General features: G+C 71.7%; 13 protein-coding genes and 1 tRNA gene. 7 read left to right on the forward strand and 7 right to left on the reverse strand.

The window, feature by feature from the left end; translation table 11 throughout:
- Nucleotides 1-100: 100 nt before the first annotated feature.
- The gene (locus ETAA1_RS07885) at nt 101-442 is read left to right on the forward strand and encodes a site-specific integrase (protein ID WP_145236011.1); all 342 of its coding nucleotides are present in this window, start codon (nt 101-103) and stop codon (nt 440-442) included.
- Nucleotides 443-703: 261 nt separating this feature from the next.
- Here ETAA1_RS07885 and ETAA1_RS07890 read toward each other — a convergent pair.
- Both ETAA1_RS07890 and lysS read right to left on the reverse strand, forming a co-directional pair.
- Nucleotides 704-776, reverse strand: a tRNA-Lys gene (locus ETAA1_RS07890).
- A gap of 79 nt (nt 777-855) precedes the next feature.
- On the reverse strand, nt 856-2,412 hold the full coding sequence (gene lysS, locus ETAA1_RS07895) for a lysine--tRNA ligase (RefSeq protein WP_145236014.1): 1,557 nt from the start codon (nt 2,410-2,412) through the stop codon (nt 856-858).
- 73 nt (nt 2,413-2,485) lie between these two features.
- Here lysS and ETAA1_RS07900 point away from each other — a divergent pair, with 73 nt between their 5' ends.
- The 4 genes from ETAA1_RS07900 to ETAA1_RS07915 all read left to right on the forward strand — a co-directional run bounded on the left by ETAA1_RS07900 (nt 2,486) and on the right by ETAA1_RS07915 (nt 6,170).
- Nucleotides 2,486-3,232 (forward strand): class I SAM-dependent methyltransferase, encoded by a 747-nt coding sequence (locus tag ETAA1_RS07900; RefSeq protein WP_145236017.1) that lies wholly within the window; start codon nt 2,486-2,488, stop codon nt 3,230-3,232.
- A 41-nt stretch (nt 3,233-3,273) separates the two neighbouring features.
- Nucleotides 3,274-3,942, forward strand: a complete 669-nt coding sequence (locus tag ETAA1_RS07905; protein WP_145236020.1) for a ComEA family DNA-binding protein — start codon at nt 3,274-3,276, stop codon at nt 3,940-3,942.
- A 65-nt stretch (nt 3,943-4,007) separates the two neighbouring features.
- Nucleotides 4,008-4,682: a hypothetical protein gene (locus tag ETAA1_RS07910; RefSeq protein ID WP_145236023.1), complete on the forward strand. Its 675-nt coding sequence runs from the start codon at nt 4,008-4,010 to the stop codon at nt 4,680-4,682.
- Nucleotides 4,683-5,168: 486 nt separating this feature from the next.
- Nucleotides 5,169-6,170: a WD40 repeat domain-containing protein gene (locus ETAA1_RS07915; protein ID WP_145236025.1), complete on the forward strand. Its 1,002-nt coding sequence runs from the start codon at nt 5,169-5,171 to the stop codon at nt 6,168-6,170.
- Here the strand turns inward: ETAA1_RS07915 and ETAA1_RS07920 are convergent.
- From ETAA1_RS07920 to ETAA1_RS07930, 3 genes are all read right to left on the reverse strand, one after another.
- Complete coding sequence (locus tag ETAA1_RS07920; protein WP_145233609.1) at nt 6,154-7,548, reverse strand: transposase; 1,395 nt, start codon at nt 7,546-7,548, stop codon at nt 6,154-6,156. The genes ETAA1_RS07915 and ETAA1_RS07920 overlap by 17 nt on opposite strands.
- 130 nt (nt 7,549-7,678) lie before the next feature.
- Entirely contained in the window at nt 7,679-9,577 is a 1,899-nt protein-coding gene (locus ETAA1_RS07925; protein ID WP_145236028.1) for an HTTM domain-containing protein, read from the reverse strand.
- Nucleotides 9,574-10,851 (reverse strand): hypothetical protein, encoded by a 1,278-nt coding sequence (locus ETAA1_RS07930; protein WP_145236030.1) that lies wholly within the window; start codon nt 10,849-10,851, stop codon nt 9,574-9,576. The genes ETAA1_RS07925 and ETAA1_RS07930 overlap by 4 nt, the downstream gene beginning before the upstream one ends.
- A 449-nt stretch (nt 10,852-11,300) precedes the next feature.
- Between ETAA1_RS07930 and ETAA1_RS31650 the strand changes: the two genes are divergently transcribed.
- On the forward strand, nt 11,301-11,693 hold the full coding sequence (locus ETAA1_RS31650) for a hypothetical protein (protein WP_202920742.1): 393 nt from the start codon (nt 11,301-11,303) through the stop codon (nt 11,691-11,693).
- 145 nt (nt 11,694-11,838) lie between these two features.
- Here ETAA1_RS31650 and ETAA1_RS07940 read toward each other — a convergent pair whose 3' ends face one another.
- On the reverse strand, nt 11,839-13,188 hold the full coding sequence (locus ETAA1_RS07940) for a DUF1501 domain-containing protein (protein ID WP_238389391.1): 1,350 nt from the start codon (nt 13,186-13,188) through the stop codon (nt 11,839-11,841).
- A 104-nt stretch (nt 13,189-13,292) separates the two neighbouring features.
- On the reverse strand, nt 13,293-14,471 hold the full coding sequence (locus ETAA1_RS07945; RefSeq protein ID WP_145236035.1) for a Kelch repeat-containing protein: 1,179 nt from the start codon (nt 14,469-14,471) through the stop codon (nt 13,293-13,295).
- A gap of 178 nt (nt 14,472-14,649) precedes the next feature.
- Between ETAA1_RS07945 and ETAA1_RS07950 the strand changes: the two genes are divergently transcribed.
- Nucleotides 14,650-22,362 carry a Calx-beta domain-containing protein gene (locus ETAA1_RS07950; RefSeq protein ID WP_202920743.1) on the forward strand — a complete coding sequence of 2,571 codons (7,713 nt, stop codon included), beginning with the start codon at nt 14,650-14,652 and terminating at the stop codon, nt 22,360-22,362.
- The last annotated feature ends 21 nt before the right edge of the window (nt 22,363-22,383 follow it).

Below are 22,383 nucleotides of genomic sequence, written 5' to 3' on the forward strand. Positions count from 1 at the left end.
GCTATGGAACTGAGTTCGCGTCTGTGCGGCCCAGGAGGACGAGCATGACAGCAGTACACCGCGAGCTAGTGGCCCGGTTAGTGAACCATGAGCTACGCGGATGAAGACGCTCGCCGGGTGCCGGACGCTCGACCTGTGCCAGGTCAGTACGGCGGACCTCGGGGCGGACACGCTGACGCTGACCGTCGAGGCGTCCAAGACCCGCGAACCCCGGACGGTGCCGCTCGCTGCTGATGTGGCGGCTGACCTCTGGCGCGTGGCAGGACAGACGTGGTTGTGGGAACAGTCGCTTGAGGAGTCGAAGCGGTTCCGTCCGAACCCGCGGATGAAGTCGCGGGTGGCCGACGACCTGGGCACTTGGCGGTGGACCATCCAGAATCTCTTCCGAGAGTTCAATCGGGCCAACCCCGGAAACCTCTGGCTCCGCCCCCACGACCTTTGAGCGAGGGCCTTCACGGTGGTGGCAGCGGTGAGCCAGAGCGTGGACGCGACGGCGCGAGCGATGGGGGCAGACCCGCAAACGGCCCGTCACTACCTGGACGCAGCGAGGGCGTTCGACGGGTCGGGCATTCAGAAGTGGGCAGCGGACCTGCTCCGGCCGCGGGAGTGACAGTGGCTGACTGTGTGGCGATAGTGTGGCGGTAAACGAAGAAGGGGTTCCAGCTGGGCGCCAGAACCCCTTGTCGCTTAAGGACTTTTTCAGTGCCCCCTCTCGGGCTCGAACCGAGGACCCGCTGATTAAGAGTCAGCTGCTCTACCAACTGAGCTAAAGGGGCAGTCGTTGGAAATTATGGGGAGCGGACGCCCCCGCTTCAAGAGGCACCCCCCAAAAACTTCCGCCCTCCGGACACCCGGTCACGCCCCCGGGTTCGCGCCGGGCTTCGTCGCTTCCGGCCGCAGCAGTGGGAACAGGATCACGTCGCGGATGCTCGGCGTGTTCGTCAGCAGCATCACCAGCCGGTCGATGCCGACGCCCAGCCCGCCGGCCGGCGGCATGCCGTGCCGCAGCGCCCGCACGAAGTCGTGGTCCATCTTCGCCATCGACTCGTCCGCCGGCAGACCCGCCAGCTGCTGCGAGAACGTCGCAGCCTGTGTCGACGGGTCGTTCAGCTCGGTGTAGGCGTTGGCCAGTTCCATGCCGCGCACGTACAGCTCGAACCGCTCCGCCACCCGCGGGTCGGACCGCTTCCGCTTCGTGAGCGGGCACAGGCTCGCCGGGTAGTCGTACACGAACACCGGCCCGACCAGCTTCTCCTCCACGATGTCCTCGAACAGCTCCTGCACCAGCACGTCGTGCGCCTTGCCGTCGGGGTTGATGTCCTCGGCCCGCGCCGCCGCCCGCACCGCCGTCTCGTCGAACATGTCGCAGCCGACGTGCTCCTTGAACAGCGTGCCGTAGCTGGCCCGCTGGAACGGCGGCGTCAGGTCCACTGTTGCTTCGCCGAACGGGATGATCCGCTTGCGGTCGATCAACACCGCCCTCGACTCGTTGTGCCCTTCGGGAAGCTCCTCGCCGCCAGCGGTCGCCACGTCGAGCGCGTCGACGCAGGCGACGATGAGGCCCTCGGTGAGGTCCATCATGGTGCGGTAGTCGCCGTAGGCCTGGTACAGTTCCAGCATCGTGAACTCGGGGTTGTGCCGCGGGCTGATCCCCTCGTTGCGGAACACGCGGCCGAGCTCGTACACCTTCTCCAGCCCGCCGACCAGCAGCCGCTTCAGCGGCAGTTCCAGGGCGATCCGCAGGTACAACCCGATGTCCAGGGCGTTGTGGTGCGTCTCGAACGGCCGGGCCGCCGCCCCGCCGGCGATGCTGTGGAGCGTCGGCGTCTCCACCTCCATGTAGCCGAGCTTGTCCAGGTGCGTGCGGATGGTGCGGATCACCTGCACGCGCTGGTGCGCCCGGCGGAGCGTGTCCGGGGTGTAGATCATGTCGAGGTAGCGGTGCCGCAGGCGGTACTCGATGTCGCCCATCCCGAACACGTCCTTCGGGTGCGGCTCCAGCGACTTCGCCAGGAACGTCAGCGCCTCCACCTGGATGGTGAGTTCGCCGGTGCGCGTCTTGCCGAACTCGCCGTCGACGCCGATCAGGTCGCCGAGGTCGAGGAGCTGGGCGAGCTTCCACTCGGTCTCGGAGACCTTGTTGACGCGGATCATCAGCTGGACGCGGCCGGTCTGGTCCCAGAGTTCGAGGAACAGCAGCTTGCCGCCGGTGCGGTAGCGGACGACGCGGCCGGCGGCGCGGACCTTAAGGCCGGGGTTGGCGTCGTCGAACGGGCCGGCGGGCTTCTGGCGGATGGTGCCGATGGGGGTGGTGTTGTCGAACCGGTGGCCCCACGGGTCGAGGCCGAGCGCCTCGATCTGGCGGAGCTTGTCGGCGCGGACTTCGGCGAGGTCTTGCGTTTCGTCGGCCACGGGGGTCCGTCCGGTGCGGGGTAGGAATTGGGGTCGTTTTACGGCGCCGCGGTGGGGTAGAAGCGGGCTTACGATGCGTACCACCCGCCTTCTCGCCGAGCAGCAGTTCCACGACCGCCAGGCGGCCGCGCGCGCCGCGGCGCGGCCCGAGCTGCGCTTCCCCGACGCCGCCTTCCTCGACCACGAGACGTGGGTGCGTCCCGCCTTCCGGCGGCTCGGCGATTTGCGCGGCACGCGCGCCCTCGACTACGGCTGCGGGCACGGTATGGCCGCCGTCGTGCTCGCCCGTGCCGGCGCCGACGTGACCGCGTTCGATCTGTCGCCCGGCTACGTCGGCGAGGCGCGCGAGCGGCTCCGCGCCAACGGCGTGAGCGGCACCGTCGTCGTCGCCGACGGCGAGGAACTGCCGTTCCCCGACCGCTCGTTCGACGCCGTGTGGGGGAACGCCATTCTGCACCACCTCGACCTGGCGAAGGCCGGCCGCGAGCTGGCGCGCGTCATGAAGCCGGGCGGCGTCGCCGTGTTCTGCGAGCCGTGGGGCGGCAACCCGCTCCTCGCGGCGGCTCGGCGGTGGCTGCCGTACCCCGGCAAGGACCGCACACCCGACGAGGTGCCGCTGACCGCCCGCGACCTGGAGCCGCTGCTAGCGAGCTTCCCCGTCGTGGCGTGGGAGGGCTTCCAACTCTTCGGGATGGTCCGCCGCGTGTGGCGGGGCACTGGACTCTCACTTCTCGACGCCGCCGACCGGCGGTTGCTGCGGGCGCGGCCTGAGCTCAAAAACTGGTGCCGGTACGTGGTCGTGACCTTGCGGGCGGCGTAGATTGGTGCGCCTGTGCGGATGATGTCGCGCCGGGTGCCGCGATGGACACGCCGAACGTACCGCAGAACCCGGCTGCACCTGCCGCCGGCTCGCCTCGACGGGCTCAACTCGCCCTCGCGGCCGTCGTGGTCGTGTTCCTCACACTACTCGCCGTCCGCGGCTACGGCCCGCGCTTCGAGACCCGCCCCACTGAGCCCGTCCCGTCCGCCGCGCCGATCGACCTGAACCGCGCCGACACCGCGGAGCTCGAACTTCTCCCCGGCGTCGGCCCGCGGCTCGCCGCAGCCATCGACGCCCACCGCCGCGACCGCGGCGGCTTTCGCTCCGTGGACGACCTGCGCTCCGTCCCCGGCGTCGGCCCGGTGATGATCGACAGGCTGCGGCCGCTGGTACGGGTGGAACCACCGGCCGCGGCGGTGCCGGTGCGAGCCGACCCCGAACTGCCGCCGCGGGTACGGGCGCAGGCGCCCGAACCGGCCGAGCCCGTTCGTGCCCCGGCCGTCCGGAAGCTCCAGCCTGGTGACCCGCCGATCGACGTGAACGCCGCGTCGGCCGAGGAGCTACAACGGCTCCCGGGCGTCGGTCCGGTTACCGCCGGCGCGATCGTCGCCGGCCGGCCGTACCGCAGCGTCGCCGAGCTGGACCGCGTCCGCGGCATCGGCCCGAAGACGCTCGACAAGCTGCGGCCGTTCGTCGTCGTCGGGCCGTAGTCACTTCGCGCCACCCGATTCGCGTGCTAGCGTTCGTGCAACCAACACCAGCGCGGGAGGCGGGCATGGGTGCGAGCAGCTGGCGGTACTACACCCCGTACCGCGACGACCCCGAGGCGGCGCTCCAGGAACTGCGGCAGCGGGTGTTCCTCGAGGGTGACTATTCAATGGGCTTCGGCGGGTTCACGAAGGTGAACGGCGCGGGGCCGTTCGACGGCGGCCCGTTCCCCGGAATCCCGGCCGGCTTCGACCCGCTCGCCGGCGTCCGCGCAGCCGCGGGTCAGAACCCGATGATGGCCCGGCTGCTGCGGGCGGCCGAGACCGGCGACTTCGCCGGTCTGAGTCCCGAGGAGCGGCAGGCGGCCCAGCAGTTCCGCACTCTGATGAACGCGTTCCCAACACCGGGTCAGGGGCCGCGCCTCTACGACGCGGACGACGACGCGGATGACGAGCGGCCGGGGTCGATCGACGAGGCACTGGAGTTGGCCGCGGAGGACGGCACCCACTCGATTCTCGACATCCCGAACACGGGCCTGCAGCGCGGCTTCGGGGTGGCGACGCCGTACCCGCCGCGGGCGGTCGAGCAGGTTTTCGGCACCCTGGAACCGACGCACGAGCAGGTCGAGGAGAGCTGGGACGACGTGGCCGAGCGGCTGGAGCGGTGGGAGGCGCACTACCTGGTCGTGTACAAGCACGGGGAGCCGAGCGAGTACGCGTTCATCGGCTGTAGCGGCGACTGACCCGAGACGGACACAACTGACGGACGCAGTTCCGACGCCGGCCGCGGCGGGAAGATGATTCTTCCGGCCGAGGGGGGTCGATTCCCGGAAACATGTCACCGACTCATAAAAAAGTTGGTTCGGGCGAGCCGATTGCCTCGCGTGAGCCCCAAGACCAGCTCCGACGGTGAGTTGCGGAAACGACTTGGGGCGCCGGCTGGTCGTTGGCCCCAGGCCTGATCGGCTATCGCCACCTGGACGATCTGGTCCGTCAGGTCGCGGAAGGCATCGAGTGAGGCGGGGTTGGTGGGTTGTGGCTCGGGGTCTTTCATACCAACGTTAGGGTTCACGCGCACGAGGAACCGAATGCGAGCCGTAGCAGCAGGGACTTTGCTGTGGACGTTGGCAGGCGGGCTTCCGGTCGCGGCCCAGCCGTTACCGAAGGTTCACCAACTCGAACTCGTTGGAGACCGACCGGGCGCGCCGCACTGTCGCGGGATGGCGTTCATGCCGAACGGCTCTCGCCTCGCCGTTCTCTGGGACGGGCCGCCTGCTCTCGTCGAGCCCGCGCCGGCGCCGGGTGTGGTCGCCTTCACCCAAACCTCCCTCACGGTCATCGGGTGGCCGGCGACCGAACCGCAGCACTACCACGTGTCATCCGACCGGCTCAATCCCGGCCTGCTCGGGCGGAATCAACTCGTCGCCAACTCGGCCGGAGACATTCTTTTCGTTGACGCTCGGAAGCACCTGAGCTGGCGGCCGAGGGGCGCTACACCCGGCGAGCAGTTGGGGCAACCCAAGTTGTGGGCGGTGCCGTCCGTAGTACTCGGGGGCGCCCGTCTCTGGCTCGCCGGGACCGGAGGTACGGTCTTCGTCGCCTCCCGCGAGTTCGACGTGGGTTACGAGCTGAGCCGGGTTGAACCGCCGGCCGTCGGTGATCGCGCGAAGGTCACGCGCGTCCTGCGCGGGGGGGTGAAAGGAGACCTCCTCTTGTGTGCCGACCTTCACCACTCGGGCCGGTGGTTCGCGGCCTGCCACCTCGCGTCGGACGGCAAGAAGGCCCAACTCGACGTTTGGGAGGTCGGCGACTCGCCGCGGAACACGGCCGTCAAACTCCCCTGTGACGGGGCGTGCGTGTCGATCGCGCCGGACGCCAAGGTGGTTGCCATCGGCTTGACCGACGGGCGGGTCATGCTCTTCGACACGGCGAAGGGGGCGCAGGCGAGTCTGCCCGTCCAGCTGGGTCAGTTCACCGTCGCCAGTGTGGCGTTCCATCCCCGCGGGCGACTGCTGGTTTGTGGAACCTTCGACCGCCGGGGTCAGGACAATCTCTTTGTTGTTGACCCGGCCGCGGGTCGAGTCGTGGCCAAGTTCGCCGCCGACCCGCACGCGATCGCTACGCTCTGCTTCAACGCGGACGGGACGCGACTGGCCACCTTTGGGGGAGCGGGGCGCGTGACCGTCTGGGATCAGGCCATTCACGGTGTGAGACTCACGGATTCCGGCTGACTTTCGCCTGACGGGTCTTCTTCCCCTCGTCGAGCAACCGGGCCGTGGAAACATGTGGGCTCTTGTCCTTGATCCGTCGGGTCGCCGTCCTCGTCGGCTTCCGGGGCGGCGCTTTCTTGATCCTCCCAAGGTCGACCTTGCCCGCCCACTCGCGGAGGTGGCCGGCCAACTCCGGGCTGGGCATCGGACCGAACGCCTCCCATTCCGACGCGGGCAGGGCGATCATCATCCCCGCGTACACCATCGCCCACTCCAGCGCCAGGTAATACCCCGACACCTCCTCCTGCACCTTCTTCTCACCATGCACCGCCCGCAGGGCCGCCTTCAGTACGGCCAGCACGTTGTACGCGGCCACCGCCACGCAGAACCCGAACAGCGCGGCCCTGGGGTACCCCAGGGTGTTCACCTCACAGTTCAAGGCGACTGTCAACTCGTGGAAGGCCCCCTCGATCTTCCACCGCTTGAGGTAGATCTCGGCCACCTTCTTGGCCGGCACCTTCGCCGGCAGGTTGGTCAGGATCTCCACCTCCGCGTCCCCGTCCGCGGTCGGCGCCCGCAGCCGCACCCGCACCTGCCGCAGGCGCACCAACCGCGCCCCACCCCAGCAGACCCAGACCCGCCGCTCGCCCACCCAGCCCCGGTCCGTCGCGACCTCGGCCCCGTACCCGGCTTCGGCCTCGACGCTCAGGTTCCCGTGGCGTCGGATGACGACGTAGGCCCGCCGGGCGGCCACCTCACACAGGAACTCCGCCGTGCAGAAGTTGCGGTCCGCGACCCACACGTCCCGCTCCCGCACCAGCGGCACAATCTGGTCGATCAGCGCCCGCTCCTGGGTGTGGGCGTCCTCGCACGGGACGATGTCGGTGACCAGCATCAGGGCCGGGTCGAGCACGACCAAACTCTGCCCGGGCAAGGGGCCGGCGGTGTGCCCCCGGGTGACGCCCAGCCGCCGCTGGGTGGCGGCCAGGTGGTTGCCGTCGAGGACCCGCACCCGGTAGCCCGGCAGCAGGCTCTTGCACCCCCCGCCCAGCGCGGTGATCAGCCCCTCGCACCGGCCCGACACGTGCGCGACCAGCCCCGCGGACACGCCCGTCTCGATGTTCCGGAGCTTGTCGTAGACGCACTTGAGGGTGACCGGGACGCGGTCCCGCAGGTGCCGGTAGGCGGCCTGGACGTGGAGGGCCTTGCCGCCGACCACCAGGGTCATCAGATCGACCGTCGTGGAGAACAGCAACTCCCGGGTGTACCCGCGCTCGGCGGTCCGGTCGAACAGCGCGTCGAGGGCCGAGGCCGAGAGGGCGTGCTCGATGGTCGCCCGGGACATCACGCTGAGCGGGCTCTCCTCTAGGAACCGCTCGAAGACCCCACCGAACAGCATGGGCGCGCCCTCTCCCTGGCTTGGCCAAGTCCCTGCCAGCGGACGGCTTACGACCGGGATGCGTCACCGTGAATGGCCTGCCGTCTGGGATACGAGCAAACTCCTCCCCAACTGACACGCGCCCGCTGCTTCACGACCCCACCGCCACCGGCGGCTGCGCCGCCGGCGGAGCCGGCGACACCCACCGGCCCGCCAGCCCGCCGACGCCCGGCAGCTTCAGCAGGTGGCGCGCCCACCGCAGCAGCCGCACCGACCCGAACACCGCGCCCGCCGCCGCCGCGCCCGTCTGCGCCACGCCGCCCGCCTTCACCACCGGCTGACCCACGCCCGCCGACGGCTCCAGCGACACCTGTGCGTCCGCGTCCGCCGCGCACACCAGCGCCGCCGCCCGCGCCTGCGCCGGCACCGCCGGGTCGAAGCCGAACGCCAGCCGCGGCAGGCCCGGGCCGCCGCGCAGCCGGTCGCGGATCACCCCCGCCGGCAGGTACGCCAGCAGCATCACCATCATCAGCAGCTCGAACATCGTCAGCCCCATCAGGATGCCGATGCCCGCGTGCAACAGCACCGCCAGCCACAGGTAGAACGGCCGCAGCCGCGTCCACACCAGGAACGGGAAGCTGATCTCCAGCCCCAGCGTGAACCACACCCCGAACGTGCAGATGGCGTAGTACACCGGCTTCACCGACGCGAGCCCCCGGGCCATCGTCTCGAACCACTCGTACCGGAGCATCGTGAACTCGGGGTTGATCATCACGTCGTAGAACGCGAACCCGTTCCACCACCCCTGTCCCTTCAGCTTCGACAGGCCCGCCGCCAGGTAGATGAAGCAGAAGTGGACCTGAATCAGGCGCACGCCCAGCGCCGCGCCCTTGCTCGGCGGCGCCCGGTCCAGGAACGCGCGGGTGGCGGCGTCGATGTGGCCGCACCGGGCCAGGCTCGCCCGCACGGCCCGGTACTTCGCCACCACCCGGTCCACCGACAGCGCCGCCCCGCTGTCGCCGACCACGAGGTACGTGAGGAGGATGTTGGCCATCACGTCCATGCCGAACAGCACCTGCTCGGTGCGGTGGACGTAGCTGAGCGTCGCCACCCACGTCAGCACGCCCGTCACGCGGGTGCACACGCCGAGCGCGAACAGCAGGATCACCAGCAGCACGCCGCCGTGGATTGCCGCCATCGTGCGCGGGTCGGTGACGTGGAACCACACCGAGAACGTGCGGTGCCCGAAGTGGTACACGCGGTTCGGGTCGGGGTCGTTGTTCCAGTAGTCGAGGAAGTCGATGGTGTCGTTGCGGGCGGCGCGGTCGTCGGGGAGGTTCGCCATGAACCGCACGAGCGCCACGCGGTGCCGCGGGTCGAGCTCCATCAGGTGGTTGACGAGGTACTTGGTGTCCACCGGCGCCGGCGGCAGGATGGCGGCCTTCAGGTCGTCGGCGGCGGCCCGGCGGTCGGGCTCCGGCAGCGCCAGGAGGAACGCCGGCAGGATGGCGGTGCTCTCGCGGGCCGGGTGCGGCGCGTCGAGGTACACCAGCTGGCCGTCCTGGGCGAGGCCGTACAGCTGCCGGCCCTCGGCGAGCGCGGCGTAGACGCGCTGCTCCTGCCCCTTGCCCGTCTCGTGGAAGGCCTGCAGGAACGTGAGCGCCGCGGCGCCGTTGGCGACCGAGTCGCTGGCGGCGCGGTCGAGGAAGCGGAGTCCCGCCTTCCGCTCGGCCTTCCCCTCGGGCAGGGCGCGGATGTACGCCAGGATGCTGGCCCGGCGGTGCGGGAACTCGGGGAGCCGGGGCGTCACCTCCTCGTCGTTCCACTTGGTGAACGAGCTGACGCTCCAGGGGAACTCGCGGCGCTCGCGGTCCATGAAGCTGTGCCCGTACCACGCGTGGCGGCCGAAGAAGTTCTGCAGGTCCAGGCTGTGGGCCAGGTAGATGTACAGGATCAGCAGGCCGGTCATCACCCGCATGAACCCGAGGGTGCTCGGGTCCACGGGGGTGAACCAGAAGGCGGCCCACCGCTGGCGGAACGTCATGTTCATCGCAGCTGGCTCCAGTCGAACGCGTGGCCGGCGTGAATGGACAGGTGGTCCACGAACGGCTTCTTGTCGGCCCCCGGCCCGGCGTTGGGCATGATCGGGATCAGCCAGTACAGCATGTCGGCCTGCGGGTCGACGAGCTCGACCCGGGCCTTGCGCGGGTGGTTGGGGTCTTCGGACGTGAGGCGGTACTCGCCGAGGAAGTACGGGCGGTACGTCATCGGGTTGTACGGGTTCGTCGGCACGCCGTCGGGGTTGCCGACGCCGATGAACGCCTCGACCGGCAGGGTGCGGTGCTCGAGGCGGTACATCTTCAGCGTGGTGCGGGCGGCCGCCTCGGCGTTCGGCGTGTGCTCCAGGATCAGGTGCTGCGCGTAGCTCGGGATCAGGAACCGGCTGGCGTTCGGGTCGGGCATGCGGTACTGGGCGAACTCCGGCTCGGTCGGGTGGAGCGGGTAGTACGGGTCGCTGCCGGGGAGCGTCAGCTTGTACCGGCGGGTGCGGACCTCGGTCTTCTCGAACGCGCCGGCCGTGGTAAAGTCCATGCTGCTGCGCGACACGCGGTCGGTGAGCGACAGACGGCGGAAGTAGCTGAGCGCGAGCGGGTCGCGGACGTCGGCGGGGCGGCGCGGCATCACCACCCAGCGGGTGTCGTACTTCTTGCGGACCTCGCCGGTGGCGGTCGTCTCGGTGCCGTTCTCGGTCTTCACGAGGCACGCCAGCAGTGCCGCCGGCCCCGGCTCCGGGGAGTAGAAGTGGTAGGCGTTCCGCATGTAGATGAACTGCAGGTACTGGTTGTAGACGCGGAGGTACGCCTGGTCGACGAGCCACGGCGTCGGCGCCGGGGCGGTGGTGGCGCAGAAGATGCCGGCGAAGTGGAACAGCATGTACGCGGCGACGAGGCCGAGCTTCCAGCCGGGCGGCGCGAGGACGAGCACGAGGCGGAACCCGGCCACGACCGCGAACACGCCGAACACCAGGCGGAACGAGTCCCAGTGGGCGGGCGTGCCGAACACGGCGACGACCGCGGCGGCGCCGCCGATGGCCCACGCCTCCCACCGGTCGGGCCGCAGCCAGACGCCGACGCCGGCGGTGACCGCGCCGACGAACACGAGCAGCACGCGGGCGGTGCCGACGACACCCTCGCCGGGGCTGACGAGGCCGAGCAGGGCGGCGAGGAGGATCATCCCGCCGCCGGCCGCGGCGACGCCGCGGGCGACCTTCCAACAGACGGGCGGAACCACCTCGAAAGGCGGGGCGGCGGCGTCCCGGTCCATGACGACCCCTCTTGCTTCAACTCTCGGGCTCTCGAACATACCCGACGGCCACCGGGTGCAACGGCGGAAACGCCCCCGGCGTTGGCCCGGCGCGGCGGCGGCCGGGGGCACTTCCGGTACCCCCGACACGACCGGGAATGCGGGTCGTTCGGTGGGGGCGCATTGTAGTCGATAAAATCGGACCTGGAAGTCCGAAATGCACAACCGGAACTGAGTCCGGGCGGCGTCTTGCCAAGACGGGCCAAACTACCCAAATTCCCGTTGACGGGTCTAAACCCCCACCCTACCATCCACTTCACTTGCGGCGGGAAGCCTCCAGGTTGCCTGGATCTCCCGCCTTACCCGTAGGAACCAGTCGGCTCCCTCCGCCGCGCCGGGCTCCGGTGCAGGGGGTCGTGTTGGGTTCGCAGGGCGGAACCGCTTACCCGGAACTCGGAGGACCAAGCGCGATGTACAGCATGGTGTTGATGGCGGCGATGCTGCCGTCCGGCGACGCGGCGGGCTTCGGCAAGAAGAGCAACGGGTGCAGCGGCGGGTGCCACGGCACCGTGGTCGCGGCCGGGTGCACGGGGTCGGTCGCGGCCGGTTGCACCGGCGTGGTGGACAGCGGGTGCTGCGGCGGGTGCCACGGCAGCCGCGGCGGGTTCCTCGGCCTCCGCCACCGCGACCGCGGCAACAGCTGCAACGGCTGCAGCGGCGGCGGGTTCCTCGGCCACCACAAGAGCAAGAGCAACGGCTGCAACGGCGGCTGCACGGGTAGCGTGCCGGCCGGCTGCACCGGCGGCGTGATCGTGGTGCCGGCGACCCCGGCGACCCCGGCGGCGATGCCCCCGAAGATGTAATTCGGCGGAGTCCGAAACCAACGCGGGCGGCCGAGTGATCGGCCGCCCGCGTGGCGTTTGATACACGTCTCGTGTACGCCCTCCGCCACCGCGTCTGCGGCACCCGCTGCCTGACCCGAAATCCGAAGTGCTGCCCCGCCCGGTTCTACCCCACCGCCTCGCGGATCGGGGTGCCCCACGGCACCAGCGCCTGCGGGCGGTCCAGGCGGTCGCGCAGCTCCAGGTCCGGCGGCACGCCCAGGCACTCGTAGATCGTGGCGATCACGTCCGCCGGCGTCACCGGGTTGCGGCTCGGCCGGCCGCCGATGCGGTCGCTCGCCCCGTGGACGTACCCCGCCCGGACGCCGCCGCCGGCCAGCATCAGCGAGTAGCAGAAGTTCCAGTGGTCGCGGCCGGCGCCCTGGCCGTTGATGCGCGGCGTGCGGCCGAAGTCGCCCATGAACGCCACCAGCGTGCGGTCCAGCAGGCCGCGGTCGGCGAGGTCGGTCAGTAGCGACGACGCCGCCGCGTCGAACTGCGGCAGCAGTTCGTTCTTCAGCTTCGTGAAGTTGTTGCCGTGCGTGTCCCAGGTGGCGTTCGCGTCCGGCGCCCAGCTCACGCACGTCACCCGGGTGCCGGCCTCGACGAGCCGCCGCGCCAGCAGCACGCTCTGGCCGTAGATGTTGCGGCCGTAGCGGTCGCGCACCGCCGGCGGTTCGCGGTCGATCCGCACCGCGTCGCGCAGGGCCGGGGCCGTCAGCAGGTCAAAAGCCTTGGCGCGGGTGGCGTCCAGTTCCGCGAGCGTACGGTCGGTCGGTGTCGGGCCGGCGAGGCGGGCGGCGAGCTGGCGGCGGGCGTCGAACCGGGCCGGGTCCACGTCGGGCCCGAGCGTGAGCTCGGGCAGCGCGAAGTCCGCGGCGTTCGGGTCGCGCAGCACCACGTACGGGTCGCGCGGCTTGCCGAGGATGCCGGCGAAGTAGCCCGGCTGCGGCGGGCCGCCGGCGCCTTCCTTGGTGATGAACGGCAGCAGTACGTGCGGCGGCACCGCGGTCGCCGGCGGGCGGCGGGTGCCGACGACGGAGCCGATGGCGGGGAAGTCGTCGGGCCGGGCGCCGCCGCCGATCTCGCCCCGGTCGTGGCCGGTGAGGGCGCAGTACACGGCCGCCGCGTGGGCGTTGTTCACGCTGTGGTGCATGGACCGGATCAGCGTGCAGCGGTGCATGTGGCGCGCGAGCTTCGGCAGGTGCTCACCGAAGGACACGCCGGGGACGCTGGTCGGGATGGGCTTGAACTCGCCGCGGATTTCCGGCGGCGCGTCGGGCTTCAAGTCCCACATGTCGAGGTGCGACGGGCCGCCGTTGAGGAAGACGATGATGAGGTGGTCGGCGGTGGCGGCGCGGGTGCGGGACTCGTCGGCCTTGAGCAGCTGGGTGAGGCCCAGGCCGACGTACGAGGCGGCGCCCGCCTGGATCATGTGGCGGCGGGACAGGCGCGGGCCGGGGCACGGGGCGGGCATCGGGAAGAGCCCTCGGAGAGGCGGAGGGTGGCGGGTAAGTTGATTGTCGGCGGGCGCGGCGGCGGCCGCAAGGGGGTGGCGGTGCAACGCCGCGAGCGGCGATGTCAGCGGTAGCGGTACGCCCACACCGTGGTGCCGTCGATCACGACCAGTGCGTTGAGTACCGGGTCGACGTACCCGAGCCGCTTGCCGCCGGTCGGCATCGGGTCGCCCTGCGGGGTCAGCTTCGTCCACGTCACCCGGTCCGGGTCGTAGGCCCAGACGGTGTTCGTCTGGAACTGCACGAGCAGGCCGTGGCCGCTCGCCGGGTCGTGGTAGAACACCGCGCGGGCGTCGTGGCCGTAGGGCGTCTTGCCGTCGTCCTTGTCGCCGGCCAGCACCTTCCGCCACGCGTTCGCCTTCACGTCGTAGTGGTGCGTCGTGTGGTGGCGGTGGACGACCAGCAGCTTGCGGCCCGGGTCGTAGTAGCCGACCTGCTCGGGCTCCGGCGCCTCGGCCTCGAACGCCTTGCCGCCGCCGTTCGCCTTCAAATCCGTCCACGTGTCCTTCTCGAAGTCGTGGACCCAGCTGCCGCGCGTCTGCCAGTTGTTCGCGTGCCACACGCTGCCGCCGAGCTCGGGAACGTACTCCAGCATCCCGCCGAAGATCGGCACCGGGTACGGCCGCGGGCTGCGGAACGGCCGCCACGTGCGGGCCGCGGGGTTGAACGCCCACAGCGGCGGGCCGGCGTAGAGCGCGGCCGGGTCGCCGCCGAGGTCGCGGACGGCCTTCTTCTGGTCGGTCACCCACGTGTTCATGAACAGCAGCTCGCGCCGCCGCGGGTCGTAGGTGAGCCCCCACCAGGTGTGCGCGATCACCGCCGGGCCGCCGCGCTTCGTCACCAAGACGCCGTCCTTGAACTCGACGTCGGACGTGTCCTTGCCGAGGTCGGTGTACCCGCGCGGCAGGTCCGGGGCGTACAGCATCGACCACGTGAGCGACGGCAGGTCGAACTCCCACACGTCATTGAGGCGGTGCGGCACGGCGTGGTTGGCGCCGCAGAACAGGGCGCGCTTCCGGTCCGGCGCCCAGCACATCTTGTTGGTGAAGTCGCGGCCGCGGGGGCCGGTCTTGTGCAGGTCGTACTTGCGGGCGGTGTCGTTGAAGTCGCCGACGACGTCGGCCTTGCCGAGGAGAACGGCGTGGTTCGGCCGCAGGTCGGCGAGCGCCGCGGCGACGGCGGGCTTGGGAGGGAAGGGCGGCTGCCCGGCGGCCGCGGCGGCGAGTGCGAGGGGGAGGAGCATGGAATTCAGGTTAGTGCGCCCGGGGCCGCAGGGCGGCGAAGTACTGACGCCGCGTGGTCTTGCGACCGGCGGGCGGGCGTCATACCATCAGCGGAACTCCCATCCGTCTCCCAGCCTGCCCCGCCGCCGGACTCGCACCGGCGGGGTTCGTTCGTTCTCGCGTCACGGAATTCCGCGCATGCGTACCCCGCGTACCCGCAAGCGACTGGCCGTCGAAGCCCTCGAAGACCGCACCGCCCCCGACGCCAGCGCCGGAACGACGCCGCTCGACGCCCGCCCGTTCACGTCCACCGAAGTCCTCGTCGGCGTCCGCGGGGCCGACCCGCTCGGCCAGCTCGCCGGCTTCGCCCTCGTCAACGGCCGCATCGACGCCGCCGACAGCCAGGTCATTCTCACCACCGCCGACGGGGTGTCGCTGGTCGAAGTTCAACTCGCCGGCGGGGCCGACCCGCAACAGACGGTCGAACTGCTCGCCGCCCAGAGCTGGACCGCGTGGGCGCAGCCGAACTACGTCGTCGCCCCGGGGGCCGGCCCGGACTGGACGCCGAATGACCCGTCGTATGCAGCCGCCGGGCAGTACTTCCACACCAAGTCGCAGACGAACCTCGCCTGGGACATCACCAAGGGGAGCTCGACCATCCTCGTCGGCGTGACCGACGACGGGCTGGGGTACAACCACCCGGACCTCGCCGCGAACGTCTGGGTGAACCCCGGCGAGACCGCGGGCAACGGCGTTGACGACGACGGCAACGGGTTCATCGACGACGTCCGCGGGTGGGACTTCAACGCCAGCGACAACAACCCGCTGCCGGCCGGGGACGACAGCCACGGCACGCACGTCGGGGGCATCATCGCGGCCCGGTCGAACAACGGCGTCGGCGTCGCCGGCACGGCCGGGGGTGACAACACGGCCGGGTCGGGCGTCCGGCTCGTCGGCCTGCGGTGGGACGGCACCAACGGCTGGACCGCCGCCCGGGTCGCCGCCGCGTACACCTACGCGGCCGACAACGGCGTGCGGGTCGTCAACTCGAGCTACAACTTCGACTTCTGGGTGAGCGGCGCCGGCGTGCCCGACCCGGCCGTGGTGGCCGCGCTCGACTACGCCTACGACGCCGGCGTGCTGCTGATGCTGTCGGCCGGCAACAACGGCGAGCTGGACGCGCCGCGCGGCGTCTTCCAGCAGCCGTTGTTCGTCGCCAGCCTCGACCAGAACGACGCCCGCAGCAGCTTCAGCAACTACGGCTCCTACGTGGACCTCGCCGGGCACGGGTCGTCGATCCTGTCCACCACCACGAACACCAACGGTACGGGCGTCAACTACGAGGTGTACAGCGGCACGAGCATGTCCACGCCGCACGCCGCCGGGGTCGCGGCGCTGATCTGGTCGGCGAACCCGACGTGGACGCGGGACCAGGTCGCCGCCCAGATGCTCGGCACCACCGACACCGTCAACGCCGTCGCCGGGAACGTCGCTGGCACCCTCGGCACCGGGCGGGTGAACGCCTTCCGGGCGCTGACGCAAACCCTCGCCGCCCCGGTGTTCACCAACTTCACCCTGGCCGGCGCGCCGACCGCCGTTCAGGCCGTCACCGTGACGGTGCCGCGGCGGCTCCTCCCGGCGTCGGTGACGGCGGCCAACTTCGAGCTGCGCGGCAACGGCCCGGACGACACCTTCGGCACCGCCGACGACGTGTTGATCCCGGTACAGATCAACGGCGGCGCGGCCTACCGGATGGGCACCAACGAACTGCGGCTCACGCAGCCGGGCGGGGCCACCCTCCCGGCGGACCGCTACCGGCTGACGGCGTTCGCCGGTGCCGGCCAACTCCGCGACCCGTTCGGCACGGCGCTCGACGGCAACGCCAACGGCACCGGCGGCGACGACTACGTGGTCGAGTTCGGGGCCGAGCCGTCGCTGGCCGGGCGGGTGTTCGAGGACTGGGCCGGGAACGCGGCCGCCGACGCGAACGACCCCGGCGTCGCCGGCCGGCAGGTGTACCTCGACGCGAACGCGAACGGCGGCTACGACGCGACGCTCGCCACCACACCGTTCGCCTCGGGGGCGATCAACCTGGCGATCCCGGACAACAACGCCACCGGCGTGACGAACACCCGCACCGTCAGCGGGGTCGCGGGGGTGGTGACCAGGGTGACGGTGACGGTTAGCGTCACCCACCCCTACATTTCCGACCTGGTGATCGACCTGACCGGTCCGACGGGCACCACGGTGACGCTCGTCAGCAACCGGGGCGGGAACGGGGACAACTTCACCGCCACCGTGTTCGACGACGCCGCGGCGACGGCCATCGGTTCGGGGGCGGCCCCGTTCACCGGGTCGTTCCGGCCGGAGACCCCGCTGTCCGCACTCACCGGCGGGTCGCCGAACGGCGGCTGGTCGCTACGCGTGCGCGACCTGGGGCCGGCGGACCTCGGCACCCTGGCGAACTGGACGCTGACGCTGACCACCGGCGAGCAGGCCACCACCACGACCGCGGCCGGCGCCTACGGCTTCGGCGCGCTGGCGGCCGGGACGTACGCGGTTCGCACCACCACCCCGGCCGGGTGGTCGGCCACCGGCCCGGCCGGCGGCGCGCACACGCAGACCATCGCGGCCGGCGCGTCGGTCACCGGCCTGAACTTCGGCACCGTCCGGCAGAACGCCGTGTACGGCCAGATGGTGAACGACCTGAACGGGAACGGCGTCCGCGACGGCGGCGAGCCGGTGATGGCCGGCTGGCGGGTGTTCGACGACCGCAACGGCAACGGTGCCCTGGACGGCGGCGAGGTTAACGCCCTGGCCGACGCGCTCGGCAACTACGTGCTGACCGGGCTCGCCGCGGGCGCGACGGCCGTCCGCGTCGAGCGGCAGGCCGGCTACCGCACCACGCTCGGCGTCGCCGGCCTGCCGCTGACCGCGGTGGCGGGTGCGACGTACCACGGCCGCGACTTCGCCGCCGTCGCCGACACCTCGCCGCCGACCGCGGACGTGACCGACGTGACGCCCGACCCGCGTGCTACGGCGGTGCCGTCGGTGACGATCGTGTTCGCCGAGGCCGTGACCGGATTCGACCTGGCGGACCTGAGCCTGACGCGCGACGGCGGCGCCAACCTGCTGACCGGCTCGCAGACGCTCACCACCAGTGACACCGTGACGTGGACGCTCGGCAACCTGTCCGGCCTGACGGCCGCGCCGGGCACCTACGTGCTGGCGCTGACCGCGGCCGGCTCCGGCGTCCAGGACGCGGCGCAGAACACGATGGCCGCGGACGCCTCGGACTCGTGGGTGACGGTGACCACCCCGTCGGTGTCGGTGTCGGACGTGACGGTGGGCGAAGCCGGCGGGCCGGCGGTGGTCACGGTGACGCTGTCGGGCCCCTCGCCGGACACGATTCTGGTGCCGTACGCGACCGCCGACGGGACCGCGACCGCCGGCGCCGACTACACCGCGGCCGGCGGCACGCTGACGTTCGCGCCCGGCGAGACGACGAAGACGGTGAGCGTGGCCGTGCTGAACGACCCGCTGGACGAGGCGGACGAGACGTTCGTGCTGAACCTCGGCACGCCGACGAACGCGACCACCGCCGACGGCCAGGCCGTCGCCACGATCACCGACGACGACCCGACGCCGAGCCTGTCGATCACCGGCGTGACGCAGGCGGAGGGCGACAGCGGCACGACGGCGTACGTGTTCACGGTGACGCTGTCCGCGGCGAGCGGCCGGGCGGTGAGCGTGAACTACGCGACCGCCGACGGCACGGCGACCGCCGGGGGCGATTACGCCGCGGCGTCCGGCACGCTGACGTTCGCGCCCGGCGAGACGGCGAAGACAGTGACGGTGCTCGTGACGGCAGACGCGCTCGACGAGGACGACGAGACGTTCACGCTCGGCCTGAGCGGGGCGACGAACGCGACCATCGCCACGGGGACCGGCACCGGCACGATCACGGACGACGACGCGGCGCCGGGTGTGTCGATCAACTCGGTGTCGGCGGCGGAGGGGAGCAGCGGGACCACGCCGCTGGTGTTCACGGTGTCGCTGTCGGCGCCCAGCGGGAAGCCGGTGACGGTGACCTACGCCACGGCCGACGGCACCGCGACCGCCGGCGTCGACTACGCCGCGGCGGCCGGCACGCTGACGTTCGCGCCTGGCGAGACGAGCAAGCTGGTGACGGTGCTGCTGACCGGCGACGCGCTCGACGAGCCCGACGAGACGTTCACCCTGGGCCTGGCCGGGGCCGTGAACGCGACGATCGCCACGGCCACGGCCGCCGGCACCATCCTCGACGACGACCCGCTGCCGGGGCTGTCGATCGACTCGGTGACGCGCGAGGAGGGCAACAGCGGCGCCACCCCGTTCACGTTCACGGTCACGCTGTCGGCGGCGAGCGGCCGCACCGTGTCCGTCAACTACGTCACCGCGAACGGCACCGCGACTACCGTCGACGGCGACTACACCTTCGCGGGCGGCACGCTCACGTTCGCGCCGGGCGAGACGACGAGGGCGCTGACGGTGCAGGCCGCCGGCGACCCCCGGAACGAGGCCGACGAGACGTTCGCGGTGCTGCTGAGCGGCGCGACGAACGGCACCGTCACGACCCCGACCGGGACCGGCACCGTCGCCAACGACGATCCGCTCCCGGCGCTGAGTGTCAGCGCGGTGTCGCAGGCCGAGGGCACCGGCGGCACCACGACCGTCACCGTCACCGTGACGCTGTCCGCGGTCAGCGGGCAGACGGTGACGGTGGGCTACGCGACCGCCGACGGCACCGCCACCGTCGCCGACGGCGACTACGCCGCAACATCAGGCACGATCACGTTCGCGCCGGGCGTGACGACGCGCACGTTCGCCGTGGCCGTCACGCCCGACGCGCGGAACGAGGCCGACGAGACGATCGGCGTAACCCTGGCCGCGCCGACGAACGCGACCCTCGGGGTGCCGTCCGCGGCGGTCACTGTCGCGGACGACGACCCGGTGCCGGCGCTGAGTGTCAACTCGGTGTCACTCGCGGAGGGGACCGGCGGGGCGACTGCGGTCGCCTTCACCGTCACGCTCTCGGCCGTGAGCGGGCGGACGGTGACGGTTTCCTACTCCACCGCCGACGGCACCGCGGCCGCGGCCGACGGCGACTACACGGCCGCAGGCGGCACGCTGACGTTCGCCCCCGGCGAGACGACGAAGACGGTGACGGTGCAGGCCGCCGGTGACGCCCGCAACGAGGACGACGAGACGTTCACGATCGGCCTCGGCGGCGCGACGAATGCCACGGTCGCGGCCGGCACCGGCACCTCGACGCTGCTCGACGACGACCCGCTGCCGGCGCTGAGTGTCGATTCGGTGTCACTGGCGGAGGGCGACGGCGGCGGCACGGCCTTCACCTTCACGGTGACGCTGTCCGCGGTCAGCGGCCGCACCGTGTCCGTCGGCTACGCCACCGCCGACGGCACCGCCACCGTCGCCGACGGCGACTACGCCGCGACATCGGGCACGCTCACGTTCGCGCCGGGCGTCACGACGCGGACGTTCACCGTGACCGCCGCCGGCGACCTGCGGAACGAGACCGACGAGACGTTCGCGGTGAGCCTGAGCGGCGCGACGAACGCCATCATCACGGCCGCGGCCGGCACCGGCACGATCCTCAACGATGACCCGCTGCCGACGCTGAGTGTCAACGCGGCGTCAGTCGCGGAGGGCGGCGGGCTGGCGTTCACGGTGTCGCTGTCGGCCGTCAGCGGGCAGGCGGTCACGGTGAGCTACGCCACCGCGGACGGCACCGCGACCGCCGCCGACTACGCCGCGGCATCCGGTACGCTCACGTTCGCCCCCGGCGAGACGACGAAGACCGTGACCGTCGCCACGACCAGCGACGCCACGTTCGAGCCGGACGAGACGCTGACGCTAGACCTGAGCGGCGTATCGAACGCCGTGATCGCCACGGGGACCGGCACCGGCACCGTCCTCAACGACGACGCCGAGCCGACGGCGACGCTGTCCGGCGGCGGCTCCGTCGGCGAGTTCGGCGGCAGCGCCACGGTCGCGGTCACGCTGTCGAACCCGTCGTACCTGCCCGTAACGGTCACGTTCGCGCTCGGCGGGACGGCCACGAGCACCGACTACGCGGCGCCGCCGGCGAGTGTCACCATCCCGGCCGGGCAACTGACCGCGACTGTCACGATCACCGCCTCTACCGACACCGCCGACGAGCCAGACGAGACGGTGACGCTGGCCATCGGCACCGTGGCGAACGGTGGCGCGGCCGGCAGCCCGGTCGTCGTGACAATCGCCGACGACGACCTGCCGGAGGCCGCGGCCGCCGGCTTCGACCTGACCGAGGATGTCGTGTTCACGACGCCGACGAGCCTGCTGGCGGCCGCGAACGCCCAGCCCGGCTCGGTCGTCGAACTGGTCGGCACCGCGCCCGGCAGCGGGGTACTGACGCTGACCGCCGACGGCACGTTCACCTTCGCCCCGGCCGCGAACGTCCACGGGACCGTCGGCTTCAGCTACCGCGTGCGCAACCCGGCGGGCGAGGTGTCGGCGCCGGCGGTGGTCGAGCTACGGGTGGCGGCCGTGAACGACGCGCCGACGTTCGCCGCCAGCCCGAGCCAGACCGACCCGCGCCGCGCCGGCCCGCAGGTGGTGCCCGGGTGGGCGAGCGCCATCAGCGCCGGCCCGCCCGACGAGGCCGGCCAGCGCCTCACGTTTGAGGTGACCGCCGACAACCCGACGCTGTTCGCGGTGCAGCCTGCCATCGACCCGGCCACTGGCACGCTCACGTACACGCCGGGCAGCGGCTTCGGCTCCGCCGTCGTCACCGTTCGGCTGCACGACGACGCGGGCGGCACCTCCGCGGCCCGCACGTTCACCGTCCACTTGCTCCGGTATCGCGACGACGACCTGCCGACACACCAGGACGAGGTCGGGCTGATCGGCGTCGGCTCGGGCGACGGCGGCACCGTGGCGGCGTTCCGCGGCGACGGCCAGGACGCCGGCACGATGTCGCCGTTCGCCGGCGCGTCGGCCCGCGTCGTCACGGCCGACGTGACCGGCGACGGCGTCGCCGACGTCATCGCCGCCACCGGGCCGGGCGTGCGCAGCCGGGTCGTCGTGCTCGACGGCGCGACGGGGGCCGCGGTGCGGACGATCCTGCCGTTCGAGGACAGTTTTACCGGCGGCCTGTTTGTGGCTGCGGCCGACATCGACGGCGACGGCAAGGCCGAGATCGCGGTGTCGCCCGACACCGGCGGCGGCGGCCGCGTCACGGTGTACGGCGAAAAGGGCACGGTGGCCGACTTCTTCGGCATCGACGACGCTGCCTACCGCGGCGGCGCCCGTGTGACCTTCGGCGACTTGGACGGCGACGGCCTCCCGGACCTGGTGGTGGCGGCCGGATTCGGCGGCGGCCCGCGGGTGGCCGTGTATGACGGCGCGACGCTGACGGGCACGCCCGCACGGCTCGTGAACGACTTCTTCGCCTTCCCCGGCACGGACGCCACGAACCTGCGCAACGGCGTGTTCGTGGCGGCCGGCGACGTGGACGGCGACGGCTTCGCCGACCTGGCGTTCGGGGGCGGTCCGGGCGGCGCCCCACGGGTGTTTGTGCTGTCGGGCCGGCTGGTGAGCGCCGGCCGGGTGGACGAGTCGCAGGCGGCGCCGGTGGGGAACTTCTTCGTGGCGGGGAACGCGGCCGACCGCGGCGGCGTGCGGGTGGCGGTGAAGGACGCCGACGGCGACGACCGGGCGGACGTGGTGGTGGGGAGCGGTGAGCGGTCGGCGGCGCGGGTGCGGGTGTACGCCGGCACCGGGTTCGGCGGCGGCGGCGAGCCGGGCGACTTCCTCGACCTGGAGCCGTTCGGCGGCGCCGTGTTGGCGGGTGGCGTGTACGTGGGGTGACGCAGGCTCGGGTCTTGGATC

The organism is Urbifossiella limnaea (assembly GCF_007747215.1).
Taxonomy (GTDB): Bacteria; Planctomycetota; Planctomycetia; order Gemmatales; family Gemmataceae; genus Urbifossiella; species Urbifossiella limnaea.